Source organism: Pigmentiphaga soli (assembly GCF_039541095.1).
GTDB classification, from domain to species: domain Bacteria; phylum Pseudomonadota; class Gammaproteobacteria; order Burkholderiales; family Burkholderiaceae_B; genus Pigmentiphaga; species Pigmentiphaga soli.
In genome coordinates, this window is record NZ_BAABFO010000001.1 from 464714 (window position 1) to 491702 (window position 26989).

Annotated in this window: 26 protein-coding genes and 1 pseudogene; 23 read left to right on the forward strand and 4 right to left on the reverse strand. The window is 70.4% G+C overall.

What is annotated here, in order from left to right:
- The first annotated feature begins 3 nt into the window (after positions 1-3).
- The 3 genes from ABD927_RS02250 to ABD927_RS02260 are packed head-to-tail and all read left to right on the forward strand — an operon-like array spanning position 4 to position 2319.
- A complete protein-coding gene (locus ABD927_RS02250; protein WP_345245867.1) occupies positions 4-297 on the forward strand; it encodes a DUF3649 domain-containing protein in 294 nt (97 codons plus the stop codon).
- A 52-nt stretch (positions 298-349) separates the two neighbouring features.
- Positions 350-1987 carry a PepSY-associated TM helix domain-containing protein gene (locus tag ABD927_RS02255; protein ID WP_345245869.1) on the forward strand — a complete coding sequence of 546 codons (1638 nt, stop codon included), beginning with the start codon at positions 350-352 and terminating at the stop codon, positions 1985-1987.
- Positions 1984-2319: a DUF3325 domain-containing protein gene (locus ABD927_RS02260; RefSeq protein WP_345245870.1), complete on the forward strand. Its 336-nt coding sequence runs from the start codon at positions 1984-1986 to the stop codon at positions 2317-2319. Before ABD927_RS02255 ends, ABD927_RS02260 begins: the two co-directional genes overlap by 4 nt.
- Before the next feature lie 28 nt (positions 2320-2347).
- On the opposite strand, the gene ABD927_RS02265 is transcribed toward ABD927_RS02260, so the two are convergent.
- Complete coding sequence (locus ABD927_RS02265) at positions 2348-3823, reverse strand: aldehyde dehydrogenase (protein WP_345245872.1); 1476 nt, start codon at positions 3821-3823, stop codon at positions 2348-2350.
- Positions 3824-4126: 303 nt separating this feature from the next.
- On the opposite strand from ABD927_RS02265, the gene ABD927_RS02270 reads away from it, so the two are divergent.
- From ABD927_RS02270 to ABD927_RS02295, 6 genes are all read left to right on the forward strand, one after another.
- The gene (locus tag ABD927_RS02270) at positions 4127-5758 is read left to right on the forward strand and encodes a GMC family oxidoreductase (protein WP_345245874.1); all 1632 of its coding nucleotides are present in this window, start codon (positions 4127-4129) and stop codon (positions 5756-5758) included.
- Between the two features lie 78 nt (positions 5759-5836).
- A complete protein-coding gene (locus ABD927_RS02275) occupies positions 5837-6811 on the forward strand; it encodes a Bug family tripartite tricarboxylate transporter substrate binding protein (RefSeq protein WP_345245876.1) in 975 nt (324 codons plus the stop codon).
- A 115-nt stretch (positions 6812-6926) separates the two neighbouring features.
- On the forward strand, positions 6927-7274 hold the full coding sequence (locus ABD927_RS02280; protein ID WP_345245878.1) for a winged helix-turn-helix domain-containing protein: 348 nt from the start codon (positions 6927-6929) through the stop codon (positions 7272-7274).
- Positions 7275-7474: 200 nt separating this feature from the next.
- Positions 7475-8146 carry a molybdate ABC transporter permease subunit gene (gene modB, locus ABD927_RS02285; RefSeq protein WP_345245880.1) on the forward strand — a complete coding sequence of 224 codons (672 nt, stop codon included), beginning with the start codon at positions 7475-7477 and terminating at the stop codon, positions 8144-8146.
- A 15-nt stretch (positions 8147-8161) separates the two neighbouring features.
- Positions 8162-8914 (forward strand): molybdate ABC transporter substrate-binding protein, encoded by a 753-nt coding sequence (modA, locus tag ABD927_RS02290; RefSeq protein ID WP_345245882.1) that lies wholly within the window; start codon positions 8162-8164, stop codon positions 8912-8914.
- A gap of 122 nt (positions 8915-9036) precedes the next feature.
- Entirely contained in the window at positions 9037-9819 is a 783-nt protein-coding gene (locus ABD927_RS02295; RefSeq protein WP_345245884.1) for an ABC transporter ATP-binding protein, read from the forward strand.
- A gap of 23 nt (positions 9820-9842) precedes the next feature.
- Here the strand turns inward: ABD927_RS02295 and ABD927_RS02300 are convergent, their stop codons facing one another.
- A complete protein-coding gene (locus ABD927_RS02300) occupies positions 9843-10079 on the reverse strand; it encodes a KGG domain-containing protein (protein ID WP_425570148.1) in 237 nt (78 codons plus the stop codon).
- 138 nt (positions 10080-10217) lie between these two features.
- Complete coding sequence (locus ABD927_RS02305; RefSeq protein WP_345245886.1) at positions 10218-10751, reverse strand: DUF421 domain-containing protein; 534 nt, start codon at positions 10749-10751, stop codon at positions 10218-10220.
- A gap of 215 nt (positions 10752-10966) precedes the next feature.
- Here ABD927_RS02305 and ABD927_RS02310 point away from each other — a divergent pair, with 215 nt between their 5' ends.
- The 13 genes from ABD927_RS02310 to ABD927_RS02370 all read left to right on the forward strand — a co-directional run bounded on the left by ABD927_RS02310 (position 10967) and on the right by ABD927_RS02370 (position 25919).
- The gene (locus ABD927_RS02310) at positions 10967-11677 is read left to right on the forward strand and encodes a PIG-L deacetylase family protein (RefSeq protein WP_345245888.1); all 711 of its coding nucleotides are present in this window, start codon (positions 10967-10969) and stop codon (positions 11675-11677) included.
- Positions 11664-12554 (forward strand): glycosyltransferase family 2 protein, encoded by an 891-nt coding sequence (locus ABD927_RS02315; RefSeq protein ID WP_345245890.1) that lies wholly within the window; start codon positions 11664-11666, stop codon positions 12552-12554. Before ABD927_RS02310 ends, ABD927_RS02315 begins: the two co-directional genes overlap by 14 nt.
- Positions 12555-12627: 73 nt before the next feature.
- A complete protein-coding gene (locus ABD927_RS02320; RefSeq protein ID WP_345245892.1) occupies positions 12628-15351 on the forward strand; it encodes an ABC transporter transmembrane domain-containing protein in 2724 nt (907 codons plus the stop codon).
- A 46-nt stretch (positions 15352-15397) separates the two neighbouring features.
- Entirely contained in the window at positions 15398-15904 is a 507-nt protein-coding gene (locus tag ABD927_RS02325) for a hypothetical protein (RefSeq protein ID WP_345245894.1), read from the forward strand.
- Between the two features lie 208 nt (positions 15905-16112).
- A complete protein-coding gene (locus ABD927_RS02330) occupies positions 16113-17405 on the forward strand; it encodes a glycosyltransferase family 4 protein (RefSeq protein ID WP_345245932.1) in 1293 nt (430 codons plus the stop codon).
- 68 nt (positions 17406-17473) lie between these two features.
- Positions 17474-18232, forward strand: coding sequence for an SDR family oxidoreductase (locus ABD927_RS02335; RefSeq protein ID WP_345245896.1), 759 nt, complete (start codon positions 17474-17476; stop codon positions 18230-18232).
- A complete protein-coding gene (locus tag ABD927_RS02340) occupies positions 18229-18801 on the forward strand; it encodes a D-glycero-alpha-D-manno-heptose-1,7-bisphosphate 7-phosphatase (RefSeq protein ID WP_345245934.1) in 573 nt (190 codons plus the stop codon). The genes ABD927_RS02335 and ABD927_RS02340 overlap by 4 nt, the downstream gene beginning before the upstream one ends.
- 50 nt (positions 18802-18851) lie before the next feature.
- Positions 18852-19949 carry a glycosyltransferase family 9 protein gene (locus ABD927_RS02345; protein WP_345245898.1) on the forward strand — a complete coding sequence of 366 codons (1098 nt, stop codon included), beginning with the start codon at positions 18852-18854 and terminating at the stop codon, positions 19947-19949.
- A 26-nt stretch (positions 19950-19975) separates the two neighbouring features.
- Entirely contained in the window at positions 19976-21712 is a 1737-nt protein-coding gene (locus ABD927_RS02350) for a carbamoyltransferase family protein (protein ID WP_345245900.1), read from the forward strand.
- Positions 21709-22746, forward strand: coding sequence for a glycosyltransferase family 2 protein (locus tag ABD927_RS02355; RefSeq protein WP_425570149.1), 1038 nt, complete (start codon positions 21709-21711; stop codon positions 22744-22746). The genes ABD927_RS02350 and ABD927_RS02355 overlap by 4 nt, the downstream gene beginning before the upstream one ends.
- Positions 22743-23951, forward strand: a complete 1209-nt coding sequence (locus tag ABD927_RS02360) for a glycosyltransferase family 9 protein (RefSeq protein ID WP_345245902.1) — start codon at positions 22743-22745, stop codon at positions 23949-23951. The genes ABD927_RS02355 and ABD927_RS02360 overlap by 4 nt, the downstream gene beginning before the upstream one ends.
- Entirely contained in the window at positions 23944-24933 is a 990-nt protein-coding gene (locus ABD927_RS02365) for a glycosyltransferase (protein WP_345245904.1), read from the forward strand. Before ABD927_RS02360 ends, ABD927_RS02365 begins: the two co-directional genes overlap by 8 nt.
- Before the next feature lie 11 nt (positions 24934-24944).
- Positions 24945-25919 (forward strand): UDP-glucuronic acid decarboxylase family protein, encoded by a 975-nt coding sequence (locus ABD927_RS02370; RefSeq protein ID WP_345245906.1) that lies wholly within the window; start codon positions 24945-24947, stop codon positions 25917-25919.
- A gap of 32 nt (positions 25920-25951) precedes the next feature.
- Here the strand turns inward: ABD927_RS02370 and ABD927_RS02375 are convergent, their stop codons facing one another.
- Complete coding sequence (locus ABD927_RS02375) at positions 25952-26188, reverse strand: hypothetical protein (protein WP_345245908.1); 237 nt, start codon at positions 26186-26188, stop codon at positions 25952-25954.
- Positions 26189-26465: 277 nt separating this feature from the next.
- Here ABD927_RS02375 and ABD927_RS02380 point away from each other — a divergent pair.
- Positions 26466-26989, forward strand: a pseudogene (locus tag ABD927_RS02380) (helix-turn-helix domain-containing protein); the annotation flags it as partial.

Sequence of the window (26989 nt, forward strand, 5' to 3'; positions counted from 1 at the left end):
GGCATGGCGGGCTATCGCGCGCGGGTGGCCGTCCGCGCGGCGGCGGCCGTGGGCGGAGGCTATCTGGTGGGCGCGGCGCTGGCGGCCGGCCTGGCCGTTGCCGGACCGGCGCTGGGCATGGCGCGCGCCGATGCGGTGCTGGCGGCGACGATGCTGTCGTTCGTGGCGCACGCGGTGGCCGCGATGTGGGCCTTCGGCTGCTCCAGCGCCCGGCGCGCATGGGCCGGCGTGCTGCTGGCGGCGGCGGTGCTGGGCATGCCGGCATGGCTGGCGGGTTGGCTGTGGACGCCGGCATGACGGGGCGCGGCACGCAGGGCGGCATGCAGATGGACAGAGCGGGGAGGGCGGCATGAGGGCGGATGGCAAGTCGGAGGGACTGCGGCAATCGATGTCGTGGCTGCACACCTGGTCGGGGTTGCTGCTGGGATGGCTGCTGTATGCGGTGTTCTTCACCGGCACGCTCAGCTATTTCCTGGACGAGGTCAATCTGTGGATGAAGCCGGAACTGCATCGATCCGTCCCGGACGCGGGCACGGCCGCGCGCGCGGTGGCCGCCATGCAGGAACTGGCGCCCCGGGCGGCGGCCTGGACGATCGCGTTGCCGAACGAGCGGCAGGCGGCGGTAGAGGTATCGTGGCGCGAGCCCGGCGCGGCCGCGGGGCGGGCCGGGCTCAGGCGGGCGGAGCTGGACGCCGGCACCGGCGAAGTCTTGCAGCCGCGCCAGACGCGCGGCGGCGCGTTCCTGTACCGGTTCCACTTCGAGCTGCATGCCATGCCGCGACTGTGGGCCCGGTGGATCGTGGGCGTGGCGACCATGCTGATGTTCGTGGCGATCCTGAGCGGGGTGGTCACGCACAAGAAGATCTTCGCCGACTTCTTCACCTTCCGGCCCGGCAAGGGGCAGCGCTCCTGGCTCGACGCGCACAACGCGACGGCGGTGCTGGCCCTGCCTTTCCATTTGATGATTACGTTCAGCGGCCTGCTGTTGCTGATGTATATGCTGATGCCCTGGGGCATTCAGGCCGGCTACCAGGGCGACATGCAGGCCTATGCCGCGGAACGGCGGGCGGCCGGGATGGGCGGCGGCGGTGGCGGCGGCGCGCCGCCGCGCGAGGCCGCTCGCACGGAACGCGAGGCGGCGGCGCCGCTGGCGCCGGTCGCGCCGATGCTGGCCGAAGCCGGACGCCGCTGGCCGGGACGCAGCGTGGGCACGATCGTGGTGAACCGGCCGGGCACCGACCGCGCCACCGTGGAACTGCGCGAACATGGCGGCCGCAGCCTGGTCGACCGCGGCGCCAGCCGGCGGCTGCTGTTCGATGGCATGACGGGCGAACTGCGCGACGCGCCCGCGCTGCCGGCGCCGTCCGCGGCCAGCGCCACGTACAACGTGCTGACCAGCGCGCACCTGGGCCGCTTCGCCGGACCTGCCCTGCGCTGGCTGCTGTTCCTGTCGGGCATGGCCGGCACCGCGATGGCGGCCACCGGGCTGGTGCTGTGGGTGGTCAAGCGGCTGCCCGAGCGGCGCAAGCTGGGCCGCACGCCGTTCGGTCACCGGCTGGTGGAGGTGCTCAACGTCGGCGCGGTGGCCGGCCTGTCGCTGGCCACCGCGGGCTATTTCTGGCTCAACAGGCTGCTGCCGGCCGGCCTGGCGCAGCGCGCGGATTGGGAGGTGCAGGGCTTTTTCGCGTTGTGGGCGGCCAGCCTGCTGCACGCGGCGCTGCGGCCGCACCGGCGCGCCTGGCTGGAACAGATGGCGGCGGCGGCCGCGGGATTCGCGTTATTGCCGCTGCTCAACCCGCTCACCGGCGGCCACGGCCTGTTCGCCAGCGTCGCGCTGGGGCAATGGCCGATAGCGGGTTTCGACCTCGCCATGCTGTCGCTCGCGCTGTTGCACGGCTTCGTGGCGTGGCGCCTGCTGGCCCGCCCGGCCGCGCCCGTGCCGGCGCGGGGCCGCCTGGCCGGCGCCACGCCGGGAGCACGGCCATGACCGCCTGGATCGCGGGCGCGCTCATTTATCCGGGACTGGTGCTGCTGGCGCTGGCCATGGAACGCCATGCCGGCCAGATCCGGGGCCAGCTGCCGGCGCGCCGCACGGTCCTGGCCTGCCGGACGCCGGGCGCCGCGCTGCTGGCATTCGCTCTTGCGCTTTGCGTGCAGGCGGCCGGCGTCTCGGTCGGCATCGCTTTGTGGCTGGGGGTCATTACGCTGGCCGCGCTCGGCCTCGGCCTCGTGCTGGCCTATGCGCCCGCGCTGGCGCGGCCGGCCGCGGTGGTGTCGCTGGCGGCCGGCTTGCTGGGATGGCTGGCGGGCGCAGCGTGACCCGCCGTCGTGCGGCCGGCCCCGGCCGTCAGGCCTTGATCGCGAACGGATCGCGCGCTTCGGTGGAGAAGTCCACCATCACGTTCTTGGTGACGGTGAATTCGGCCAGGCCGAGTTCGCCGCGCTCGCGCCCGAAGCCGCTTTCCTTGACGCCGCCGAACGGCGCCTGCGCGGTCACCATCCGGTAGGTGTTGACCCAGACCACCCCGCTGCGCAGCTCGCGCGTCATGCGCATGGCGCGGGAGATGTCCTGCGTCCAGACGCCGGAGGCCAGGCCGAAGGCGGTGCCGTTACCCAGCTCCACGGCTTCTTCTTCCGTCTCGAACGGGATGACGGACAGCACCGGGCCGAAGATTTCCTCTTGCGCCAGCTGCGACTTGTTATCGACGTCGGCGAAGATGGTGGGCTGCACGAACAGGCCTTTGGCGAGCTCGCCCTGGTTGGCCGGGCCGCCGCCGGTTACCAGCCGCGCCTGTTCCTTGCCCTGGCGGATGAAATCCATGATGCGGCGGAACTGCGGCTCGTTGGCGGCCGTGCCCATCTCGGTGGTGCGGTCGAGCGGGTTGCCCAGCACGATCCTGGGCGCGCGCGCGGCCAGGCGGCGGATCATTTCGTCGTAGACCGGGCGCTGCACCAGCAGGCGCGAGCCGGCGATGCAGGTCTGGCCGGTGGCGGCGAAGATGCCGGCCAGGGCGCCCACTTCGGCGCGATCGAGGTCGGCGTCGGCGAAGATGATGTTGGGCGACTTGCCGCCCAGTTCCATTACCACCGGTACCAGCTGCTGGCCGGCCATCGAGGCGATGTCGCGCCCGGCGCGGCCGCTGCCGGTGAAGGTGATCTTGTCGAGGCCGCCGCCGCCCACCAGCGCGCGGCCGATCTTCACGTCGCCCGTGACCACGTTGATGACGCCGGGCGGGAAGCCGGCCTGCTCGACCAGCTTGCAGAATTCGAGGGTGGTGACCGAGGCGTGTTCCGACGGCTTGATGACCACGCAGTTGCCGGCCGCCAGCGCGGCGGGCAGCTTGTTGCCGATCAGCGCGATGGGCGAGTTCCAGGCGGTGATGATGCCGATCACGCCGTACGGTTCGCGCACGGTGAAATCGAACACGTTGGGCTGGTCGAGCGGGATGGTGGCGCCCCACAGCTTGTCGGCGTAGCCGGCGAAGAAGCGGAAGATGCGCGCCACGTAGAACATCTGGGCGTGGGTTTCGCGGATGGTCTTGCCGTTGTCGGTGCTTTCCAGCGTCGCCATGCGGTCGGCGTTCTGTTCCAGCAGCTCGGCCAGGCGCAGCATCAGGCGGCCGCGCTCGAGGCCGGTGGTCTTGCGCCACTTGGTTTCGTAGGCCTGGCGCGCGGCCGCCACGGCGGCGCGCACGTCGTCCTCGGAGGCTTCGCACACATGGGCCCACACCTCCTGGTTGAACGGGTTCACCGCCGGAAACGTGTTGCCGCCCGAGCCCTCCCTCCATTCGCCATTGATGAAAAGTTTGTACAGCTCGGCCATGCCAGGTCTCCTGGTGATCTTGTGGGTTTATTGGAAGGTTATGGCGCTTTTGCACCGCGTAGCGAAGCGCGGCGTCAGCACCCCGGTTGCCACAATATACCGCCGCCTGCATCGCGCCCAATAATATTTGGATATCGGTTCAGCATCTTTTCAAATACTGCCGGTGCCTCGCGGCGGCAGAGCCAGGGACAGGGGAATGGAATAGCAGAATTCTCAAATATTATTTTCTGGAATGTAAGGAGTCATGTAACTTGCCCGGCAGCGTTGCTGATCCATAAGAAGCAAGAGAAGGGAGACGTTGTAATGTATGTCACGTCCTTGCCCGCGAATGCCGAGTTCGACTATGTCGTCTGCGGCGCGGGTAGCGCGGGTTGCGTCCTGGCCGCGAAGCTGTCGGCCGACGGCAGGCACAAGGTGTTGCTGATCGAGGCCGGCGGCCGCGATACCAATTTCAATATCCGGGTGCCGCTGCTGGTGGTCAACCTGCTGAACGATCCGGATGTCACCTGGCCGTTCATGACGGTGCCGCAGGAACACCTGAACGGCAAGCCGCAGCGCTGGACGCGCGGCCGCGTGATCGGCGGCTCGGGGGCCATCAACGGCAACATCTTCGCCCGCGGCAACCCGGTCGAATACGATGCCTGGCGCGAACTGGGCTGCGAAGGCTGGGGCTATTCCGACATGCTGCCCATCCTCAAGCGGCTGGAGGATTTCCCCCAGGGCGATCCGGCCAAGCGCGGCCGCGGCGGCCCGATCCGCTGCACGGCGCTGGACGGCTTCGATCCGTTGTCGGACGCCTTCATCGAGGCCTGCAAGCAGGCGGGCTACAAATTCCTGCCCGACCACAACGACGGCAGCTACGAAGGCGTGTTCTACCTCCAGTATTCCACCCGCCGGGGCTTCCGCAACAACACGGCCAGGGGCTACCTGAAGCCGGCGCAGAACCGCCCGAACCTGACCATTCTCACCGATGCCACCGTGGCGCGCGTGCTGCTGGAAGGCAAGCGGGCCACCGGCGTCGAATACATCGTGGGCGGCCAGCGCTTCCAGGTGAAGGCGCGGCGCGAGGTGATCCTGTCGGCCGGGCCGCTGGTCACGCCCAAGCTGCTGGAGCTGTCGGGCATCGGCAACGAGGCCATCCTGCGCAAGTTCGGCATCGACGTCGTCCAGCACCTGCCGGGCGTGGGCGAGAACCTGCGCGACCACCCGAACACCCGCGTCACGTTCGAGTGCTCCAAGCCGATCACGGTCAACGACGTGCTGCGCAATCCGCTGCGCAAGATGCGCGAGGGCCTGCGCTTTATCTTCAAGCGGCAGGGCCTGCTGACGATCAGCTCGTCCACCGCGCAGATGAACTACCGCAGCGATCCTTCCAAGCCCAAGGCCGACCTGGTGTTGCGGCTGCAGCCGCTGTCGGGCGGCGACCGCTATTCGCGCACCCCCACCACGGGCATGGACATGTTCTCGGGCTTCACCTTCGGCGTCACGCCGCTGCAGCCGAAGTCCACCGGCACGATCCATCTGGATTCGCTCGATCCGATGAAGCAGGCGCGCATGGATCCGCGTTATTTGTCCAATGAGGAGGATGCCCAGCTGTTCCTGAGGGGCATGAACGTGTCGCGCGAAATCGCCAGGATGCCGGCCCTGCAGCCGCTGGTGGTGCGCGAGACCCGGCCCGGCCCCGACGTGCGGGACGACGCCGGCATGCTGGCCTATGTGCGCGAGACGCTGCAGACGTCTTGGCACATGGTCGGCACCTGCAAGATGGGGGTGGACGACATGGCGGTGGTGGACCCGAAGCTGCGCGTGCGCGGCATCGCCAACCTGCGCGTGATCGATTCTTCCATCATGCCGACGATCCCGTCTTCCGGTACCAACATCCCGACCATCGCCGTGGCCGAGAAAGGCTCCGACCTGGTCCTGGCCGACGCATAGCCGGCCCGGCGGCGCCGCGCAGACGGCGCCCGCCGCGATCCGATCCGCAGTCCTCATAAAAGATTCAAGGAGACTCACATGCTGCGATTCAAACACCTGCTGGGCGCCCTGTGCCTGGTTCCGGCGCTGGCGGCCCATGCCTCCGAAGCCGACAACTATCCTTCCAAGCCGGTCAAGATCGTCGTCGGCTTCACTGCCGGCGGCCCGACCGACATCGTGGCCCGCGTGGTGGCCGAGCGCCTGGGCCAGCGGCTCGGCCAGCCCTTCGTGGTCGAGGTTCGCGCCGGCGCGGGCGGCACCATCGGCGGCGCCTACGTGGCGAAGTCGGCGCCCGACGGCTACACGCTGTACGTGGCGGTGCAGACCACGCATGCGGTATCGCCCTATCTGTACCCCAACGTGGGCTACGACCCGGTCAACGATTTCGTCGACATCATCCGGCTGGTGCACACCCCGCTGCTGATGACGGTCAACCCCTCGACGCCGTTCAAGACGGTGGCCGACGTGGTCAACTACGCCCGCGCCAATCCCGGCAAGCTGAACTTCGCCACCGGCGGCGCCGGCTCGTCGCCGCACATGTCGATGGAACTGCTCAAGCGGGAAGCGAAGATCGACATGACGCCGGTCCACTACAAGGGCGACGCCGCGGCGTTCAACGACCTGATCGGCGGCCAGGTGGCGATGATGACGTCCAACATCGTGGGCCCGCTGCCCTACGTGCAGGGCGGCAAGCTGCGGCCGATCGCGGTTACCAGCCTGAAGCGCTCGCCGCTGCTGCCCGACGTGCCCACCATCGCCGAGTCGGGCTATCCGGGCTTCGAGGTGATCACCTGGTTCGGGCTGGTGGCGCCGGCCAAGACGCCGATGTCGATCGTCAACAAGCTCAACAAGGAAACCGAGGCCGTGCTGGCCGAGGCCGACGTCCGGCAGAAATTCTCCAAGATGGGCTTCGAAGTGGTGCCCAATACGCCCGAAGAGTTCTCGAAGTTCCTGCGCGAAGAAAACGTCAAGTGGGGCGGCCTGGTCAAGCAGCTGGGCCTGAAGCTGGAGTAGTCTCGCCGTGCGACGGCCATAGCGGCAATTGTGCCGCGGCCGGCCGGCTTGTGCGAGAATCGACGCGGCGCATCGGAACGGTGCGCCGCGTTTCTTTTTTCCTCCCGGCCCACCCATGAAATTCAAGGTCCAGTTCCGCATGCGCATTTACCGGGACGACGGCATCGCCATCGGCCCCGGCAAGGTGGCGCTGCTGGAAGCCATCGCCGAGACCGGCTCGATTTCGGCCGCGGCACGGCAGATGAATATGTCGTACCGGCGCGCCTGGATGCTGATCGACGAGACCAACCGCGCGCTGCACAGCCCGGCGGTCAATACGTCGGCCGGCGGCGCGCGCGGCGGCGGAACGGAGCTGACGCCGGTGGGCGAGCAGGTGATCCGCCATTACCGCGCCATCGAGACCACCGCCCGCACGGCCGCCGCGCAGGACATCGCCGCGCTGACCCGGCTGCTGGCGCCCTGATCCGGCAGTCCGGGCACGCCGCGGGCTGCACCGCTTTTCCGCTGCGGACCAGGCCGAGCGGACAATTCCACCGTACATAGCGGGCCGGCGGCCAGCCGGCCTTTTCTTTTGATGGAGCTGCGGTTATTGCTCACGCGCCGTCGTTGTTGTGAGACAATCCGCAATATTCAAAAGAATATTACGTATTCGTACATCCGCGCATGCCCCCGCTGTCTACCGTCGATTGGTCGCCGCTCACGCTGTCGCTGAAGGTCGCATTCGTTGCGACGCTGGTGGCGCTCGCGCTGGGCGTGGCGCTGGGCTGGCTGTTCGCGCGCCGGCGCTTTCCGGGCCGCCTGCTGCTGGAGTCGGCTTTCATGCTGCCGCTGGTGCTGCCGCCCACGGTCATCGGCTACGGCATCCTGGTGGCCGCCGGCCGCCGCAGCCCGCTGGGCGCATGGCTGCGCGAGCACTTCGACTACACCATCATCTTCAACTGGCACGGCGCGGTGGTCGCGTCGGCCCTGGTGGCGCTGCCGCTGGTGCTCAAGTCGGCCAGTTCCGCCTTCGCCGAAGTGGACCGCACGCTGGAGGCCGCCGCCCGCACCTTGGGGCAATCGCCGTTCTCGGTGTTCCTGCGCGTAACCTTGCCGCTGGCCTGGCCCGGCATCCTGGCCGGCACGCTGCTGGCCTTCGCCCGCGCGATGGGGGAATTCGGCGCCTCGCTGATGGTGGCCGGGTCGATCCCCGGCCAGACCCAGACCCTGTCGATGGCCATCTACGACGCCGTCCAGGCCGGCAAGGACGATCTCGCATTGCTGCTGGTGATCGTCACGTCGCTGCTATCGATCGGCATCCTGGCCGCATCCACCCGTTATCTATCGCTTCGCTAGCCACTGGAGAGCCCCATGCGTCCTTCCCGCATCCTGTCGTCGCTGCTGTTGTCGCTCGCTTTGCCGCTGGCGGCCCACGCCGGGCAACTGACCGTGTCGGCCGCCGCCAGCCTGACCGACGCCTTCAAGGAAATCGGCCCCCGCTTCGAGGCCGCCAGGCCCGGCACCACGGTGCGCTTCAATTTCGCCGCGTCGGGCGCGCTGCTGCAGCAGATCAGCCAGGGCGCGCCGGCCGACGTGTTCGCCAGCGCCGACCAGGCCACGATGGACCGGGGCATGAAGCAGAACCTGCTCGACACCGCCACGCGGCACGATTTCGCCGCCAATTCGCTGGTGCTGATCGAGCCGGCGCAGCAGGGCCCCGAAATCCGGACGCTGCACGACCTGAACGGCCCCAAGGTGAAGAGGATCGCGATCGGCAAGGTCGAGTCGGTGCCGGTGGGCGCCTATACCAAGCAGGCCCTGGAGACGGCCGATCTGTGGCCGGTGCTGCAGTCGAAGTTCGTGCAGGGCGACAGCGTGCGCCAGGTACTCGACTACGTCAGCCGCGGCGAGGTCGACGCCGGCTTCGTCTACCGTACCGACGCCGCGCTGATGGGCAACAAGGTCAAGATCGTGATGACCGTGACCGGCCATACGCCCGTGACCTATCCGGTCGCCGTGGTGGCCGACAGCCGCAACAAGGCCGCCGCGCGCGATTTCGTCGACTACCTGCAAGGCGCCCAGGCGCAGGCCATTCTGGCGCGCTACGGTTTCAGCAAGCCTTAAAGAATGAGGCCCACCCCTACGCGCTTCGCGCGCCCCTCAAGGGGCGACGCCGGCGGACCGGCGGAGCCGGATCCGCGGCGTCCTGGATCGGGCGCGGTACGTCCCGTGGTGCAGGTCGCGCGATGATCGACGTCGACATCCGCGTGGCGGTGGCCGACCGCCATCGGCGCTTCGAACTGGCGGCGCGGTTCGCGACGGATGTGCCGGTGGCCGTGCTGTACGGTCCTTCCGGCGCCGGCAAGTCGCTCACCCTGCAGGCGATCGCGGGCCTGCTGCGGCCGGCCTCGGGGCACATCCGGGTCGGGGGCCGCGCGCTGTTCGATTCGGCGGCGGGCGTCGACGTGCCGGCGCCGCGGCGCGAAGTGGGCTATCTGTTCCAGAACTACGCGCTGTTCCCGCATCTGTCGGTGCGGCAGAACGTGGAGTTCGGGCTGCGTTCATGGTGCCGGCGGCGGCTGGCCCCCGCGCAGCGCGAGCGGGTGGACGCCTTGCTCGATAGCCTGGGCCTGCGGCCGATGGCGGGCAGCCGCCCGTCGTCGCTGTCGGGCGGCCAGCAGCAGCGCGTGGCGCTGGCCCGCGCGCTGGCGCGCGAGCCCCGCCTGTTGCTGCTCGACGAGCCGTTCGCCGCGCTCAATCCGATGCTGCGTGCGTCGCTGCGCGAGGAACTGGCCCGCATCCGGCGCCAGTGGGACATCCCCATGGTGATGATCACGCACGACGTGGACGATGTCGTGGCGCTGGCCGACGCCGTGTTCGTCTACGCCGAAGGCCGGATCATCCGGCAGATCGACGTGCCCGGCGCAGAGGCGCGCGAAGCCGTGCGGACGGAGCTCGTGCCGCCGCCCGCGCGTGAAGAAACTCCCGCGCAGACCCGTTTGCGCGCGCTGCTGGGCAGCGCGCGGTAAGGAGGTGGTCGCGGTTCTTGCGGCTATTTTTCCGATTCTCCATCGGCGTCGGCGCGGCGGCCGTCCGCCTGCGGCGTGGCGGCGCTTTGCTGCTGCGGCTGGCGGTGGCGCAGCGCACCGGCTGCCCGCGCTTCTTCCGGCGTGAATTCGTGGGCGTTGCCCGACTGGTGCGCCGCGCGTCCGCCGCGCGCGGAGATCTGTCGCTGCCGCTGAGGATCCATCGACGCGAAGCCGCGCCCCGGACGAGTGCTGTTGGCCATCGTGTTTCTCCAGATACGCTGCCGGACCGGCAGCCGGCGGGCTTTGAGCAACCGCCGTGCCACACGCCGCCGCAGCGTCGCGCCAGGGCGCGGTCGCAGCGGCGCATGCAAGGCGTGCAGCGACGATGACGGCGCTGCTCATCCGTTGGGGCCGCCCCGGCGCCGGCCCGGCTGCCCGTTGCGGTCCGGGTTGCGGCGGACCACGCTGATCTCGCCGTCCGATTCCATGTAGGCGCAGCGCACGTCCCGTACGTCGTCGACGCCCTTGATGCGTAGTTCCGCCAGCAATTCGTCGACGGTGATGTACTCGTGCCGCAGCCCGCGCTTCTGGATGACGCCGTCGCGTACCAGCAGTACGCGGTCGGGTTCGAGGATGCGCCGGGTCCACGGGAAGAAATAGCCGATCCTGTCGACCGCGACGCTCCAGAAAATCAATGTCGCCACCACGATCATGCCGTCGGTCGTCGAATCGGAATTGCTCGACATCGCGTTGCCGGCGGCATCGGCCACCAGCACCAGCACCAGCAGGTCGGCCATGCCGAGCGAGCCGATGTCGCGGCGCCCCGCCAGGCGCAGCAGCGCGAACAGGAACCAGTACATGGCCGTGCCGCGCACGATCATTTCCAGCGGCGGGGTCTGGATGCCGAATATGTCGGACCAGTCGAAAGTCATCAGGCTTCTCCCTGGCGCGGCTCCGGCGCCGGCCTCGTGTTGCTGCGGATGAGCAAATCTCTTGCCCACCGGGCCGACGCTCCCGCGCACCATGGGTTCGCGGCGTTGCGGCATGGAGTTTGCTGGTGCATTGGGCCTGGATTTCCCCAGGCCCCGCGACGAGGCGCCGAGCGCGCCCCGGCGGCAACAACTACACGCTCTCGAAGAAATTACCCATGCAGGGGATTCCCGCTCGTTTCGCCGATCTCGGCCGCGTGGCCGTGATTTCGCCGCATCTGGACGACGGCGTGTTCGGCTGCGGCGAACTGCTCGCCGCGCGTCCCGGCGCCTTGCTGATTACCGTGTTCGCCGGCGTGCCGGCCGGCGGCCAGGCGCCCGATTGGGACCGGCGCTGCGGGTTCGAGGGCGCGCGCCAGGCCGTCGAGGCGCGCCGCCAGGAGGATGCCCGGGCGGCCCGCGTGCTGGATGTCGAGCCGGTCTGGCTGGACCTGGTGGACAGCCAGTACGGCCAGCCTTGCGCCCCGGCCGACGTCGCGGCGCGGTTGGCGCCGCAGCTGGCCGGGCAGCGCATCGACACGGTCTTGATTCCGCTCGGCCTGTTCCATTCCGATCACGCGCTGGTGCACGAAGGCGCGTTGCTGCAGCGGCGCGTGGACCGTGGCCGCCGCTGGGTGGCGTACGAGGACGCGCTGTATCGCCGCATGCGCGGCGTGGTGCAGTCGCGCGTGGCCGAACTGGCGCGGCGCGGCATCCGCGCCACGCCGTGGGCCGCCGCCGATGACCGCGCGGCGCAGCGCAAGCAGGAGGCGGTGCGCTGCTATGCCAGCCAGCTGCGGGCCTTCGGCGAGGGCGGCTACGACGATACCGCTTTGCCGGAGCGGTATTGGTTGCTGGACGACGAGGAGGGCGGCAGTGAGCGAAGATGAATCGCAGGATGAATCGCCGGCGTCGCGCGTGTCGGTGGTCGTGCTGACCTGCAATCGCCTCGGCGAGGTGATGCGCACCATTGCCGGCCTGCTGGCGCTGCCCGAGAAGCCGCCCGTGATCGTGGTCGACAACGGTTCGGTGGATGGCACGGCCCATGCGCTGCGCGAGCGTTTCCCGGCGGTAAGAGCGATCGAGTCGCCGCGCAATGTGGGCGCGTCCGCGCGCAACCTGGGCGTGGCCGCCGTCCGCACGCCCTACGTGGCGTTCTGCGACGACGACACCTGCTGGGAGCCGCATGCGCTGGCGCGCGCCGCCGCGCTGCTGGACGCGCATCCGCGCATCGCCGTGCTATGCGCACGCATCCTGGTAGGCCCGGAAGGGCGCGAGGACCCCGCCTCCGCCGGCATGGCGCGCAGTCCGCTGGCATCGGACGGCCTGCCGGGACGCGCCATCCTCGGCTTCATGGCGGGCGCATCGGTGATGCGGGTGGACGCCTTCATGGCGGTGGGCGGCTACGCGCCGCAGCTGTTCATCGGCGCGGAGGAAGCCCTGGTGGCGCTGGACCTGGCCGCGCGCGGCTGGCAGATGGTCTATTGCCCGGCCATCGTGACGCGGCACTTCCCGTCGCCCAAGCGCGACCGCGCCGGCCGCCGCCGGCTGCTGCTGCGCAATGCGCTGTGGGTGGCCTGGCTGCGGCTGCCGCTGCGCGCCGCCTGGCGCGAGACCGTGAAGGTATGGCGCGAGGCCGCGCGCCAGGGAATCGCGCTGGGCGTCGCGTCGGCCGCGCTGCGCGGCCTGCCCTGGGTATTGCGCCGGCGGCAGGTGATTCCGCCCCCGGTGCGGGCCATGTACCGATTGGTGAACTCCGCGGACTAGAAGACCCGGCGATCCGGCCGCCCGGCCGTGCGCCCGTGGGGGCATGCGGGCGCTCGCAGCAAGGAGGATAGTCTTGACCGATACGCGTTCCGACCGCCACGCGACCCGCCGCGTCCTGCTCGCGCTATGGCCGGAGATACTGGCCGAGCGGCGGCGGGTGGCGGCGGCGCTGGCCTTGATGGTGGCGGCCAAGCTGGTGATGGTGGCGGTGCCGGGCCTGCTCAAGGTCATCGTCGACGAGATGAGCCGGCCCGGTCCCGGCCAGGTGGCGGCCATCCCCATCTTCCTGCTGCTGGCGTACGCGCTGGTGCGTTTCCTCGGCACGCTGTTCGGCGAGCTGCGCGACGTGGTGTTCGCGCCGGTGATGCAGTCGGTGGTGGCCGGCTTCAACGCCCGCACCTTCGAGCACGTGCACCGGCTGGGACCGCGCTTCCATGCCTCGCGCCAGACGGGCGCGCTGGCGCGCGACATCGAGCGCGGCGTGGCCGGCATCGCCTTCCTGCTGGGCGTGGGCTTGTTCACCATCGTGCCCACCCTGGTCGAGATCGGCTCGGTGACCGGCGTGATGGCGGTCGGCTACAGCGTCTGGTTCAGCGCGATCGTGCTGTGCACGCTGGTGGCCTATGCCGTCTTCACGGTGTTCATGACCGAGCGGCGCGCCGGTTTCCAGCGCGAGATGAACGAGATCGATTCGGCCGCCGGCGGCCGCATGGTCGACAGCCTGCTCAATTACGAAACCATCAAGTTCTACACCAACGAGGCGATGGAGCAGCGTCATTACCGACGCATCCTGCAGCGCTGGATACGCACCGGCATCGCTAACCAGCACGCGCTGTCGGCGCTGCACGTGGGGCAAAGCGCCATCATCGCGGTGGGGGTGGCGGCCGTCATGCTGCTGGCCGGGCGCGAAGTGGCGCTGGGCCGCATGACGGTGGGCGACCTGGTGCTGGTCAACGCCTACGTGATCCAGATCAGCCTGCCGCTGAACGCGCTGGGCTTCGTGTTCCGCCAGTCGCGCGACGCCGCCATCAATGCCGAGCGGCTGTTCGCGCTGCTGGAGCAGCGGCCCGACATCGAGGACGACTCCAAGCTGCCGGCGCTGAAGCTGGGGCGCGGCGAGGTGAGGTTCGAATCGGTCAGCTTCGGCTACGAGCCCGGCCGGCGGATCCTGTGGAACGTGAATTTCACGATCGCGCCGGGCGGCACGGTGGCGGTGGTGGGCGGCAGCGGCTCGGGCAAGTCGACCCTGGCGCGGCTGCTGTTTCGCTTCTACGACGTGGACGAGGGCCGCATCGTCATCGATGGCCAGCCGATCAACACGGTCAGCCAGAAAAGCCTGCGCGCCGCGGTGGGCATGGTGCCGCAGGACACCATCCTGTTCAACGACACCATTGCCTACAACATCGCCTACGGCCGTCCCGGCGCATCGATGGCCGACGTGATCGACGCCGCCCGCGCGGCCCGCATCCACGAGTTCATCAGCGCGCTGCCGGCGCAATACGACACGCTTGTGGGCGAGCGCGGCGTCAAGCTGTCGGGCGGCGAACGCCAGCGCATCGCGATCGCGCGCGCGATCCTGAAGAACCCGCCGATCCTGGTGTTCGACGAGGCCACCTCGGCGCTCGACACGCTGGCCGAGCGCGCCATCCAGGGCGAGCTGTCGCGGCTGGCCGCCAACCGCACCACCCTGGTCATCGCGCACCGCCTGTCCACGGTGGTCGATGCCGACGAGATCCTGGTGCTGGAGCAGGGCCGGATCGTGGAGCGCGGCCGCCATGAAGAGCTGCTGGCCCGCGAAGGCCTGTATGCGAAGATGTGGAGCCTGCAGCGGCAGCAGAGCGAACTCGAACGCACCAGCCGCCAGCTCACGCGCCAGCCGGTCAACCTGTTGGCGCTGGTGGCGGGCGTGCTCGACGGCCTGCGCCCGGTGCTGGAAGAGCGCGACATCGAACTCTATACCTTGATGGGCACCGCGCCGTTCCGCGTGACAGGCGATCCGAGCGCGCTGCAGCAGGTGGTGTCCGAAATCTGCTCGAATGCGATCGCGATCACGCCGGCCGGCGGCCGCATGGAACTGCGGCTGGACGCGGTCGAAGGCGATGCGCTGCTGTCGGTTACCGATGGCCGCGACGCCAGTGCCGGCAGCGACCTCGGCGTGCCGGCCTATGGGCTGGAGCCCGGGCCGGCGCCGGTGCCGTCGGCCGTGTTCGATCCGCTGCGCATCCGCGCGCTGGTGGAACAGCAGGGCGGGCAATTGTCCAGCCATGCCGCGGCCGGCACGGGGGCCCAGACCTACGTGCTGCGCCTGCCGCTGCGCGCCGTGGCCGCGCCGGCGCCCGCCCGCGCTCTGCCGGCGGGGCCGGCGCGCCCGCCCTCGCTGGAGGGCGTGCGCGTGATGGCGATCGACGACCAGCGCGACGCGCTCGAGGCCGTGCAGGCCGTGCTCGAGTCCAGCGCCGCCTCGGTCCAGACCATGACCTCCGGCAAGGCGGCGCTGGCCCTCCTGCGCGAACTGCCGTCCGACCGATGGCCCGACGCCCTGGTGTGCGACATCTCGCTGGGCGACGACGAGGACGGCTATCAGGTGCTGCGCGACATGAGGGCGATCGAATCGGAGCGCGGCACTGCGCTGGCCGACCTGGTGCCGGCGGTCGCGCTGACCGGGCGCGGCAGCCAGGAAGACAGGATGCGCGCCCTGCTGGCCGGCTTCCAGGTGCATCTGGTCAAGCCGGTCGATCCCGGCCAATTGATTGCCACCATCGCCGGCCTGGTGCGCCGGCCCCGGCCGCAGGGATGATCGTCCCGCGGCTTCGACCTCCACAGACCTTAGCCCAGGAGCTTCCATGACCGTTCCCCCTTTTCCCGCCGCATCGAGCCATTACGCGAACCGCGCCGCCGCCGAACAGGCCGTGCGCATGGCGCTGCCCTTGATCGAGGCCGCGATGCGGCACGCCTACGTGGGCGAGAGCGGCTTCCTGTACATCGTCGTCATGGACCCGGCGCTGGGGCCGTCCTCGGGCTGCGATTTCGAGCAGGCCGTCCTATATGAGCACGCCGTCGGCGATCGCGAGCGCTGGGACGCCGACTACGCCGCCTTCGCGCGCGGCAAGGCCATGCTGAGCTGGCGCACCGGGATGGACAGCCATCGCGTGCAGGCCTTGTATCCCCATCTGCTGCGGGGCGGCGACTCCACGCTTTGGGGCAGCGTTTGCGTCGACGGCATCGTGGTCGGCGTCAGCGGCGCCAATCCCTGGTACGACGAAGCCTTCGCCGGCACCGTGGCGTATTGCCTGAAGGCGGTCGCCAAAGGCCGCGCGACGACCGAGACGCGCGGCCTGACACTGGGCTGAATGCTCCAGCAGGCCCGTGCCGCTTAGCGCATTCATCCATGCATTCATCCATGTAAAAGCCGCGCGGGCGCCTGCAACTATTGCTCGCCGGAGAACCGCTTCCCGCCTGTTGCGGGATTCCAGCCCGACCGTGCACCGCGACGGCGTGCATTGGGCACGAATCGTGCGATGCGTCGTTCCCCACGCCGACCTGACAGGGAACGACATGCTGACGATTGCACTGATAAGCGAACACGCGTCGCCATTGGCGATGGCCGGAAGTATCGACAGCGGCGGCCAGAACGTCTATGTGGCGAATGTCGCGCGCCGGCTGGCGGCCATGGGGCATCGGGTGGACGTGTTCACCCGCCAGGACGATCCCACTCAGCCGCTGATCCTTCCCTGGCTCGACGGCATTCGCGTCATCCATGTGCCGGCCGGGCCGCCGACCGCATTGGCCAAGGAAGACCTGCTGCCGCACATGGAGCCCTTCGGCCGCTTCCTGCTGCGCTTCATGAAACGCCAGTCGCCGTCGTACGACGTGATCCACGCCAACTTCTTCATGTCGGGCCTGGCGGCCCTGCAGCCGGTACGCGCGCTGGGCCTGCCGCTGGTGGTGACCTTCCATGCGCTGGACCGCGTGCGCCGCCTGCACCAGGGCGCGGCCGACCGTTTTCCCGAGATCCGCGCCGAGATCGAGAGCCAGCTGGTGCGGGAAGCCGATTGCCTGATCGCGGAGTGCCCCCAGGACCGCCAGGACCTGATCGAGCTGTACGGCGCCGACCCGTCCAGGATCGACATCGTGCCCTGCGGCTTCGACGTGACCGAATTCGGCCCGGTCGACAAGGCCGCCGCCCGCCGCGCGCTGGGCTGGGCGCCGCATGCGTTTTCGGTGCTCCAGCTGGGGCGCATGGTGCCCCGCAAAGGCGTCGACAACGTGATCCGCGCCGTCGGCGTGCTGCGGCGGCGCCATGCGGTCGACGCCCGGCTGTACGTGGTGGGCGGCAATTCGGTGCAGCCCGACGAGCGCGCCACGCCCGAGCTCGGCCGCCTGCGCGGCATCGCGGCCGAGGAGGGGGTGTCCGACCTGGTCACCTTCTGCGGCCGGCGCGACCACGACCAGCTGCGCATGTTCTACGGCGCGGCCGATGTGTTCGTCAGCACTCCATGGTACGAGCCGTTCGGCATCACGCCGGTCGAGGCGATGGCCTGCGCCTGCCCGGTGATCGGCGCCGACGTGGGCGGCATCCGCTATACGGTGCAGGACCGCCGCACCGGCTTCCTCGTGCCGCCGCGCGACGCCGGCACGCTGGCCGAGCGGCTGGCCTGGCTGGCGGCCGATCCGGCCCTGCGACGGCGGCTGGGGCGCAGCGGACGGCAGCGCGCCAGGCGGCTCTTCACCTGGCGCGGCGTGGCCAGCGACCTGGCGCGCGTCTACGAGCGGGTGGCGGTGTCCGAGCCCGCGCGTATCCACGTGCCGGCCGGCCGCGCCATCGTGCCGGCGCTGGCGGCGGTGGAGTAGGCGCGGCGGCCGCGGCCGGCAGGCATGAACTCATACGGACCATGAATCCATAAACGCAAGGAGCGCAGATGGCACAGCAATCCACCCCTCAGTCCGGGGAACCCGTTCAAGACAATGCCCTGGAAGGCCTGGCGGTACTGGTGACCGGCGGCGCCCGCGGCCTGGGGGCGGCGATCGGCCGCGAACTGGTGGCCGCCGGCGCGCAGGTGCTGGTGGCCGACCTCAATGCCGAGCGGGCGCGCCAGACGGCCGAACAGCTCGGCGGCAAGGCCCGCGGCGTGGCGATGGACGTGGGCGACGAAGGGCAGATCCGCGCGGCGATCGACTGCGCGGTGGAGTCGTTCGGGCGGCTGGACGCGGTCATCAACAATGCGGCCATCGACGTGACGCTGTCGATGGAGGAGCTGGCCGTGGCCGACTGGGAGCGCGTGCTGCGCACCAACCTGACCGGCCCGTTCCTGGTGACCAAGCTGGCGCTGCCGCGGCTGCGGGCCTCGGGCCGCGGGCACGTGGTCAACATCGCGTCCACCGCGTCCAAGCGGGCCTGGCCCAATGCCTCGGCCTACCACGCCACCAAGTGGGGCCTGCTGGGCCTGTCGCATGCGCTGCATGCCGAGCTGCGGCCGCACGGGATCAAGGTGTCGGCGGTGGTGGCAGGCGGCATGCGCACGCCGTTCCTGCTCGACCGCTTTCCCGACATCGATGCCGGCACCCTGCAGGATCCGGCCAACGTGGCGCGCGCCGTGCGCTTCGTGCTGACCCAGCCGGCCGAGACGGTGATCCCGGAAGTGATGGTGCTGCCGATGCGGGAGACCTCGTGGCCATGACGCCGGCGGTGTTCCTCGACAAGGACGGCACGCTGCTGGACGACGTGCCGCACAACGTCGACCCGGCGCGCATGCGCTTCGCGCCGGGCGTGCCGCAAGGGCTGGCCTTGCTGGCGGCCACCGGCTGGCCGCTGATCGTCATCACCAACCAGCCCGGCGTGGCGCTGGGCCTGTTCGAGGAGGCCGACCTGGCGCGGGTGCGGCGCCGCCTGGCGCGGATGTTCGCGCGCGCCGGCGCTCGGCTGGCCGGCTTCTACCATTGCCCGCACCTGCCCGATGCGCTGCGGCCCGGCTACGCGCTGCGCTGTTTCTGCCGCAAGCCCGAGCCGGGGCTGCTGCGCCGCGCGGCCTGCGAGCAGGGGCTGGCGCTGGAACGCTCGTGGTTCATCGGCGATATTTTGAACGACGTCGAAGCCGGCCGCCGCGCGGGCTGTTCCACCATCCTGGTGGACAACGGCAACGAAACCGAATGGGTGCCCGGCCCGCTGCGCACGCCGCACCACACGGTGCAGGATTTCGCGCAGGCCGCGCACATCGTGGCGCGCTGCGCCGCGCCGGAGGCGGCATGAGCGCGCCCGCCCTCGGGGAGGATGTCGCGCAGCGACAGGAGGAATCATCGATGGCCACGGAATGGCGCGATGCCGCCAACGTATTGTGCGTGCGCCTGGACAACCTGGGCGACGTGCTGATGTCGACACCCGCCATGCGCGCGTTGCACGCCGCCGTGCCGGGCCGGCGGCTGACCATGCTGGCCTCGCCGTCGGGCGCCGCGCTGCGGCCGCACCTGCCTTTCCTGGAACGCGTGATCGCCTATGACGCGCCGTGGGTCAAGAATGCCCGCGACGACGGCCCGGCGGCCGACCTGGCCTTGATCGAGCGGCTGCGCAACGGCGCCTTCGATGCCGCGGTGATCTTTACCGTCTACAGCCAGAGTCCGCTGCCGGCGGCGATGGCCTGCCGGTTGGCTGGCATCCCGCGCGTGCTGGCGCATTGCCGCGAGAATCCGTACCGGCTGCTGAGCGACTGGGTCAAGGAGGGCGGCCCCGAAGACGACGGCCGGCACGAGGTGCAGCGCCAGCTCGATCTGGTGGCGGCGGTCGGCGCGCGGGCCGACGATGCGCGGCTGGCGTTCGAGGTGCTGCCGGCCGACCGTTCGGCGGTGCGCGCGCTGCTGGCCTCGCACGGCGTGCCCGATGCGTCGGAATGCATCGTGGTGCATCCCGGCGCCAGCGCGCCGTCGCGCCGCTATCCGCCCACCAGCTTCGCCCAGGCGATGCGGCTGCTGGCCGCGCAGACCGGGGCGCCGCTGGTCGTGACGGGCGGCCCCGGCGAACGCGATCTGGTGGCCGCGGTATGCGCGACCGCCGCGGTGCCGGCCATCGACCTGGCCGGGCGGCTGTCGCTGGGCCAGCTGGGCGCGCTGCTGGCCGAGGCCAGCGTGCTGGTATCGAACAACAGCGGTCCGGTCCACATCGCCGCCGCGGTCGGCACGCCGGTGGTCGACCTGTATGCGCTGACCAATCCGCAGCATGCGCCGTGGCAGGTGCCGCATCGCCTGCTGTACCGCGACGTGTCCTGCAAGTACTGCTATCGCAGCGTTTGCGTGGCCGGCCACCACGCCTGCCTGGCCGGGGTCGATCCCGCCGAAGTGGCGCACGCCGCCGGAGAGCTTCGCGCCGCCCGCCTGTCGCCGGGCGGGCGGCGCGACGCCGCCTGATCTTTGCCCCTGGAGGAGCCCCCAGCATGTACACATTGGGAATCAACGCGGTTTACCACGACTGTTCGGCGACGCTGGTGCGCGATGGCGAGGTGCTGGCCGCCGCCGAGGAAGAGCGCTTCACGCACGTCAAGCACGGCAAGCGGCCGGTGCCGTTCACCACCTGGCAGCTGCCGTTCCACGCGATCGACTATTGCCTGTCGGTGGCGGGCATCGACCTGATGCAGGTCGACCACTTCGCCTATTCGTACGACCCGTCGCTGCTGCCGGGAGGACGCGGGGGCGAGACCATCGAGCTGCCGCTCGAGCCGTCGCGCGTCCGGCGGCCCGACGCCTCGACGTCGCCGTGGGATCCGCTGTTCCTGTCGTACATCGTCAATGCGCCGCGGCAACTGGCCAGCGGCGCGCCGCACCACCTGCAGGCGCGTTTCCGCGGCGCCGATGCCGAGGCCATCGCCGCGCGCTGGCACTACGTCGAGCATCATCTGTCGCACGAGGCCAGCGCCTTCCTGGCCTCGCCCTTCGACCGCGCGGCGGTGCTGACCATGGACGGCCGCGGCGAGCGGGCCACCACCAGCTACGGCCTGTACGAAAACGGCCGCTACCATCGCATCAAGCAGGTGGACCTGCCGCATTCGCTCGGCCTGCTGTACGAGGAGGTGACCCGCTACCTGGGCTTTCTGCATTCCTCCGACGAATACAAGGTGATGGCGCTGGCCTCGTTCGGCGAGCCGAGCCACGTCGATTTCTTCGACGACATCGTGCGCGTGGCCGATGACGGCAGCTATACGGTGGCGCCGGCGCGGCTGGCCGAACGCTTCGGGCCGCCCCGCGAACGCGGCGGCCCGCTGGAGGCGCGCCATTTCGACATCGCCCACTCGCTGCAGGCCACGCTGGAGAAGACGGTGGGCCGGATGGCCGACTGGCTGCACCGCGAGACCGGCGCGCAGGACCTGTGCATGGCCGGCGGCGTGGCGCTGAACTGCGTGATGAACGCGCGGCTGCGCGAACGCGGGCCGTTCGAGCGGATCTGGGTGCAGCCGGCCTCGGGCGATTCGGGCACCTCGCTGGGCGCGGCGCTGTGGGTCGACGCCGCCCACCGCAAGCACGCCGCCGGCCATTGGGTAATGGAGCATGCCTACCTCGGCCCCGAGTTCGGCGACGACGAGATCGAAGCCTTCCTGCAGCGCTCCAAGCTGGCCTACCGCCGCATGGACAACGTGGCCGAGGAAGTGGCCGAACTGCTGGCGCAGGACAAGATCATCGGCTGGTTCCAGGGCCGCATGGAATTCGGCCCGCGCGCGCTGGGCGCGCGCTCCATCCTGGCCTCGCCGATCGACCCCGGCATGCAGGCCCGGCTCAACGAGATCAAGGACCGCGAGGACTTCCGCCCGGTGGCGCCGGTGGTGATGGAGGAACGCGCGCGCGACTGGTTCGCCACCAGCCGGCCGGGCCCGATCGTCGCCCCCTTCATGCTGTTCGTGTTCGACGTGCTGCCCGACAAGGCGGCCAGGATCCCGGCGGTGCGCCACACCGACGGCACCGCGCGCGTGCAGACCGTGCGGCGCGACCAGCACCCGGCCTACTACGACCTGCTGGCGGCGTTCGAACGGCGCACCGGCGTGCCGGTGCTGGTCAATACCTCGTTCAACACGCGCGGCGAGCCCATCGTCTGCACCCCGCGCGACGCCATCGAAAGCTTCTGGACCTCGCCGCTCGACGCGCTGGCGATCGGGTCGTTCCTGCTGGAGAAGCGGTCATGAGCACGCCGGCGCGCTTGCACGACACACGGGGACCGGAGGCATTCGTCCCGGCTTCCATGCCGATCCAGGCGTCGATCGTGGTGCCGACCTACCGCCGGCCCGATATGCTGACGCGCTGCCTGCTGGCGCTGCTGGGCCAGGACTTCGAAGGGGGCTACGAGATCGTGGTGGCCGACGACGGCCCGGACGATGACACGCGCGCCGCGGTGGAGCAGATCGCCGCCCGCGCGGCGGCCGAAGACGGACCCCAGGTGCGCTACCTGCCGGTGACCGGCACCCAGGGCCCTTCGGCCGCGCGCAACCGCGGCTGGGAGATCGCCCGCGCACCGGTCATCGCCTTCACCGACGACGACACCATCCCCGAGCCCGACTGGCTGCGCCGCGGCTGCCACGCGCTGGCCACCGGCGCGGCGGCGGCCGTGGGCCGCATCGTGGTGCCGCTGCCGCCGCGCCCCACCGACTACGAGGTCGACGCCAGCGGCCTGGCGCGCGCCGAGTTCGCCACCGCCAACTGCTTCGTGACCCGCTCGGCGCTGGAGACCGTGGGCGGCTTCGACGAACGCTTCACGATGGCGTGGCGCGAGGATTCCGACCTGCAATTCATGCTGCTGGAGGCCGGCCTGCCGGTGGTGCGCGCCAACGATGCGGTGGTGCTGCATCCGGTGCGGCCGGCGCGCCGCGGCATCAGCGTATCGCAGCAGCGCAAGGTGTTCTTCGACGCGCTGCTGTACAAAAAGCATCCCCGGCTGTATCGCATGCGCATCCGGCCCCGGCCGCCGTGGCACTACGTCGCCATCGTGGCGGGGCTGCTGGCGGCCGTGGCGGGCGCCGTCGCCGGGCTGCCGTGGCTGGCCGGGCTCGGCCTGGCGGTGTGGGCGGTGCTGACGCTGGCCTTCTGCCTCCGGCGGCTGCGCAACACCTCGCGCTCGCCCGCGCACGTGGCCGAGATGCTGCTGACCTCGGTGCTGATTCCGCCGCTGGCGCTGTTCTGGCGGCTGCGCGGCGCCTGGCATTTCCGGGTGGGGTTCCTATGAACGCCCCGATGATGGAAGCCACGCTGGAGAAAGCCGAGCTGCGTCCGGCGGGCGACGGCCTGCCGGTGCCCGGGCCGGTGACGGTGGGGACGCCGGATCGGCAGTCGTCGCAGTGGCACGCGCCGGAATCCACCGCGCTGCCCTCGATCCCGGTCTGGGGACGCGAAGCGCCGCAGCGCATCGCCGTCTTCCGCGCGCTGCAGCTGGGCGACATGCTGTGTTCGGTGCCGGCGTTGCGCGCCTTGCGCGAAGCCTTCCCCCAGGCTCGCATAACGCTGATCGGGCTCGACACGGCCCATGCCTTCGTCGAACGCTTTGCGCACTACATCGACGAGCTGGCCATTTTCCCCGGCGCCGAAGGCATGCCCGAGCAGCCTCCGCGGGCCGCGCGGCTGCCGGCCTTTTTCGAATGGGCGCGGCGGCAGCGTTTCGACCTCGCCATCCAGCTGCACGGCAGCGGCGCCTCCACCAACGCGCTGGTCGAGCGCCTGGGCGCGCGCGCCGTGGCCGGTTTCAAGCCGGCCGGCCAGCCGCGCGGCGCCGGCTTCATGACCTGGCCCGACCGCCTGCCCGAGCCCGAGCGCTACGTGGAACTGATGCGCTTCCTGGGCCTGCCGGTGCGCAGCAGCGCGCTCGAATTCCCGCTCGCCACCGCCGACCGCCACGAGGCCCAGGCGCTGGTGGACGACCTGGGCCTGCGCCCGCCGCGCACCGTGGTCTTCCATCCCGGCGCGCGGCTGCCGTCGCGCCGCTGGCCGGTGGCGTACTTCGCCCAGGTGATGCGGGCGCTGAGCGACGCCGGCTGGCATCTCGCCGTGACCGGCGGCGCCGACGAGCGGCCGCTGGTCCACAGCCTGATCGATGCCGCCGGCGTGCCGGCGCACGACCTGTCCGGCCGCACCAGCCTGGGCGGGCTGGCCGCGCTGCTGGCGCGCTGCCGGCTGCTGGTGTGCAACGACACCGGCGTGTCGCACGTGGCCGCCGCGATGCGCACGCCCAGCGTGGTGGTGGCCTCGGGCAGCGACGTGCGCCGCTGGGCGCCGCTCGACCGCGTCCGCCACCGGGTGGTATGGAAAGACATGCCGTGCCGGCCGTGCGCCCACCACGAGTGCCCGATCGGGCATCCCTGCGCCGTGGGCCTGTCGCCGCAACCGGTGCTGGCCCAGGCGCGCCGACTGCTTGCCGGAGAGCCGACCCATGCCTGACCGTCGCCGTATTCCGCCGCGCCTGCGCATCCTGACTTGGCACGTGCACGGCAATTACCTGTACTACCTGAGCCAGGTGCCGCACGATTTCTACGTCGTCACCCGGCCGGGCAACCCGCCGGGCTATGCCGGCCTGGGCGGCGGCCTGCCGTGGGGACCGAACGTGCACGAAGTGCCGTGGGACCAGGTGGGCGAACGCGACTTCGACTGCGTGCTGTTCCAGTCGCGCCAGCCCTATCTGGAGGACCGCCACCGGCTGCTGTCGCCGCGCCAGCAGGAACTGCCCTTCGTCTATATCGAGCACGATCCGCCGCAGGCCCATCCCACCAATACCAGCCACTGGTTCCAGGAGGAACACGGCCTGCTGGTCCACGTGACGCCGTTCAACGCGCTGATGTGGGACAGCGGCCAGACGCCGACCCGCGTGATCGAGCACGGCGTGCTGCTGCCGCCCGGCGTGGCGTACCGCGGCGACCTGCCGCGCGGCATCGCCGTGGTCAACCATCTGCGGCGGCGCGGCCGGCGGCTCGGCGCCGACGTGTTCGAGGCCTTGCGCGCCCAGGCGCCGCTGGACCTGATCGGCATGGATTCGGAATCGATGGGCGGATTGGGCGAGATATCGAACACCGGCGTGGCCGAGTTCGTGTCGCGCTACCGCTTCTTCTTCAACCCGATCCGCTACACCAGCCTGGGCCTGTCGGTGGTCGAGGCGATGATGGCCGGCGTGCCGGTGGTCGGGCTGGCCACCACCGAACTGGCCACCGTGATCGACAACGGCGTCAACGGCTACGTCGACACCCGCCTCGATCGCCTGGCCGACGCCATGCAGGAGCTGCTGGCCGACCCGGAACTGGCGCGCGACTGGGGCGAGGCCGGGCGCCTGTATGCCATGGAGCGCTTCGGCATCGAACGCTTCGTCGACGACTGGATGGCCGCGCTGGCGCTGGTCACCCGCTGCCCCGAACCGGCCGGCACGGCCTAGGAGATGAATCCATGAGAGAACGACATTCCCGACGCATCCTGGTCACCGGCGGCGCCGGCTTCCTGGGTTCCCATCTGTGCGCGCGCCTGCTCGGGGAAGGCCACGAAGTGCTGTGCGTCGACAACTTCTACACCGGCTCCAAGGCCAACATCGCGCACCTGATGGGCCATCCCTCGTTCGAGCTGCTGCGCCACGACATCACTTTCCCGCTGTACGTGGAGGTCGATGAAATCTACAACCTGGCCTGCCCGGCTTCGCCCGTGCACTACCAGCACGACCCGGTTCAGACCACCAAGACCTGCGTGCACGGTTCGATCAACATGCTGGGCCTGGCCAAGCGGCTGCGGGCCAGGATCCTGCAGGCTTCGACCAGCGAGGTGTACGGCGATCCGACCGAGCACCCGCAGCGCGAAGGGTATTGGGGCCACGTCAACCCGAACGGCATCCGTTCCTGCTACGACGAAGGCAAGCGCTGCGCCGAGACGCTGTTCGCCGATTACCGGCGGCAGTACGGGCTGTGCGTGAAGATCGCGCGCATCTTCAACACCTACGGGCCGAACATGCACCCCGACGACGGCCGCGTGGTGTCCAACTTCATCATGCAGGCGCTGGCCGGCGAGCCGCTGACGGTCTACGGCGACGGCTCGCAGACGCGCGCGTTCTGCTACGTGGACGACCTGATCGACGGCCTGGTGCGGCTGATGAACAGCCCGGACGATTTCTGCGGACCGGTGAACCTCGGCAATCCCGAGGAAATGACGATGCTGGAGATCGCCAACAAGATCATCGGGCTGACCGGGTCGACGTCGGAAATCCAGTTCCGGCCGCTGCCGGCCGACGACCCGGTGCGGCGCTGCCCCGACATCTCGCTGGCGGGCGACATGCTGGGGTGGGCGCCGCGCACGCGGGTGGAGCAGGGCCTGGCGCAGACGGCGAAGTATTTCGAGCGCCGCTTCTTCCCGCACCGGGCGCACGCGGCGGCATAGGACGGCTCAGGCGCCGGACCCGCCGGTCGCTTCTAGTGTGCGGCGCCGAACTGGAATACGCCCGGGTCTGCGGGGCGCTGCGCGGCGGCCTCCCCGGCATCGGCCGCGCCGTCGGCGGCCGCTTCCTGCGGCCGCGGCCCCTGCGCCAGCAGGGACACGAACGGCTCCATCAGGCACACGGCTTCTTCGCCGTCCGGCGAAATCAGTACCAGCGGCGCGCTCATCCGGAGCAGATAGTCCTGGAGCTTCTTGAGAATCGATGAGTTCATGGCGGACTCCATCCCGAAACGGTGCATCGGCGGGTAGCCGTGCACGGATCGGATGCGAGGCGGGCCGCCGGCGCCGGGTTGGCGCACTGCTTCGCGGCATCGCCGGGGTGTGCATGGAATGAAGCAATGGCCATGCCACAGTGGCTGCCGGCCGGCCGCGGGCGGGGCGCGCCGGCCGCGCATGGGCATGATAGATTAGGCCGGACCGCCGCAAGGCGGTGACGATGGGCCGGAAGCCGTCCGCCGGACGCAAGCCGGCAGGCGGGGCGGATACTGCATGGACATGTTCATCGCGGCCGCGGCGCGCGCGCTCGCGGCGGGCGATCCAGTGGGCGCGCTGAATCGGGTCGCCCTGCGCGGCGATGCGCCTGCGCTCGCGTTGCGCGGCATCGCGCTGGCGCAGCTCGGCGAATTCGCGCGCGCCCGGGCGCTGATGCGCAGCGCGGCGCGTGCCTTCGGCCACAAGGATGCGGCGGCGCGCGCCAAGTGCGCGCTGGCCGAGGCCGAGATCGCGCTGGCCGCGCGCGACCTCGCGTGGCCCGCGCGGGCGCTCGGCGCGGCGCGGGCGGCGCTCGAAGCCCATGGCGACCGGGTCAACGCGGCGCATGCGCGCTGCCTGGAAATCCGGCATCTGTTGCTGATCGGGCGCGTCGACGAGGCCGCGCGTGAACTGACGGCCATGGATCCGGCGCCGCTGGCGCCCGCCACGCAGGCCGACCTCGCGCTGCTGGCCGCGGGGGTCGCGATGCGGCGCCTGCGGGCCGGCCCGGCGCGCCAGGCGCTGGCGCGGCGACACCAGCA

What these genes read in the sequence shown, in the direction of transcription:
- ABD927_RS02250 (WP_345245867.1), top strand. Translation starts at nt 4, where the DNA reads ATGGCGGGCTATCGCGCGCGGGTGGCCGTCCGCGCGGCGGCGGCCGTG.
- ABD927_RS02255 (WP_345245869.1), top strand. Translation starts at nt 350, where the DNA reads ATGAGGGCGGATGGCAAGTCGGAGGGACTGCGGCAATCGATGTCGTGG.
- ABD927_RS02260 (WP_345245870.1), top strand. Translation starts at nt 1,984, where the DNA reads ATGACCGCCTGGATCGCGGGCGCGCTCATTTATCCGGGACTGGTGCTG.
- ABD927_RS02265 (WP_345245872.1), bottom strand. Translation starts at nt 3,823, where the DNA reads ATGGCCGAGCTGTACAAACTTTTCATCAATGGCGAATGGAGGGAGGGC.
- ABD927_RS02270 (WP_345245874.1), top strand. Translation starts at nt 4,127, where the DNA reads ATGTATGTCACGTCCTTGCCCGCGAATGCCGAGTTCGACTATGTCGTC.
- ABD927_RS02275 (WP_345245876.1), top strand. Translation starts at nt 5,837, where the DNA reads ATGCTGCGATTCAAACACCTGCTGGGCGCCCTGTGCCTGGTTCCGGCG.
- ABD927_RS02280 (WP_345245878.1), top strand. Translation starts at nt 6,927, where the DNA reads ATGAAATTCAAGGTCCAGTTCCGCATGCGCATTTACCGGGACGACGGC.
- modB (WP_345245880.1), top strand. Translation starts at nt 7,475, where the DNA reads ATGCCCCCGCTGTCTACCGTCGATTGGTCGCCGCTCACGCTGTCGCTG.
- modA (WP_345245882.1), top strand. Translation starts at nt 8,162, where the DNA reads ATGCGTCCTTCCCGCATCCTGTCGTCGCTGCTGTTGTCGCTCGCTTTG.
- ABD927_RS02295 (WP_345245884.1), top strand. Translation starts at nt 9,037, where the DNA reads ATGATCGACGTCGACATCCGCGTGGCGGTGGCCGACCGCCATCGGCGC.
- ABD927_RS02300 (WP_425570148.1), bottom strand. Translation starts at nt 10,079, where the DNA reads ATGGCCAACAGCACTCGTCCGGGGCGCGGCTTCGCGTCGATGGATCCT.
- ABD927_RS02305 (WP_345245886.1), bottom strand. Translation starts at nt 10,751, where the DNA reads ATGACTTTCGACTGGTCCGACATATTCGGCATCCAGACCCCGCCGCTG.
- ABD927_RS02310 (WP_345245888.1), top strand. Translation starts at nt 10,967, where the DNA reads ATGCAGGGGATTCCCGCTCGTTTCGCCGATCTCGGCCGCGTGGCCGTG.
- ABD927_RS02325 (WP_345245894.1), top strand. Translation starts at nt 15,398, where the DNA reads ATGACCGTTCCCCCTTTTCCCGCCGCATCGAGCCATTACGCGAACCGC.
- ABD927_RS02335 (WP_345245896.1), top strand. Translation starts at nt 17,474, where the DNA reads ATGGCACAGCAATCCACCCCTCAGTCCGGGGAACCCGTTCAAGACAAT.
- ABD927_RS02340 (WP_345245934.1), top strand. Translation starts at nt 18,229, where the DNA reads ATGACGCCGGCGGTGTTCCTCGACAAGGACGGCACGCTGCTGGACGAC.
- ABD927_RS02345 (WP_345245898.1), top strand. Translation starts at nt 18,852, where the DNA reads ATGGCCACGGAATGGCGCGATGCCGCCAACGTATTGTGCGTGCGCCTG.
- ABD927_RS02350 (WP_345245900.1), top strand. Translation starts at nt 19,976, where the DNA reads ATGTACACATTGGGAATCAACGCGGTTTACCACGACTGTTCGGCGACG.
- ABD927_RS02355 (WP_425570149.1), top strand. Translation starts at nt 21,709, where the DNA reads ATGAGCACGCCGGCGCGCTTGCACGACACACGGGGACCGGAGGCATTC.
- ABD927_RS02360 (WP_345245902.1), top strand. Translation starts at nt 22,743, where the DNA reads ATGAACGCCCCGATGATGGAAGCCACGCTGGAGAAAGCCGAGCTGCGT.
- ABD927_RS02365 (WP_345245904.1), top strand. Translation starts at nt 23,944, where the DNA reads ATGCCTGACCGTCGCCGTATTCCGCCGCGCCTGCGCATCCTGACTTGG.
- ABD927_RS02370 (WP_345245906.1), top strand. Translation starts at nt 24,945, where the DNA reads ATGAGAGAACGACATTCCCGACGCATCCTGGTCACCGGCGGCGCCGGC.
- ABD927_RS02375 (WP_345245908.1), bottom strand. Translation starts at nt 26,188, where the DNA reads ATGAACTCATCGATTCTCAAGAAGCTCCAGGACTATCTGCTCCGGATG.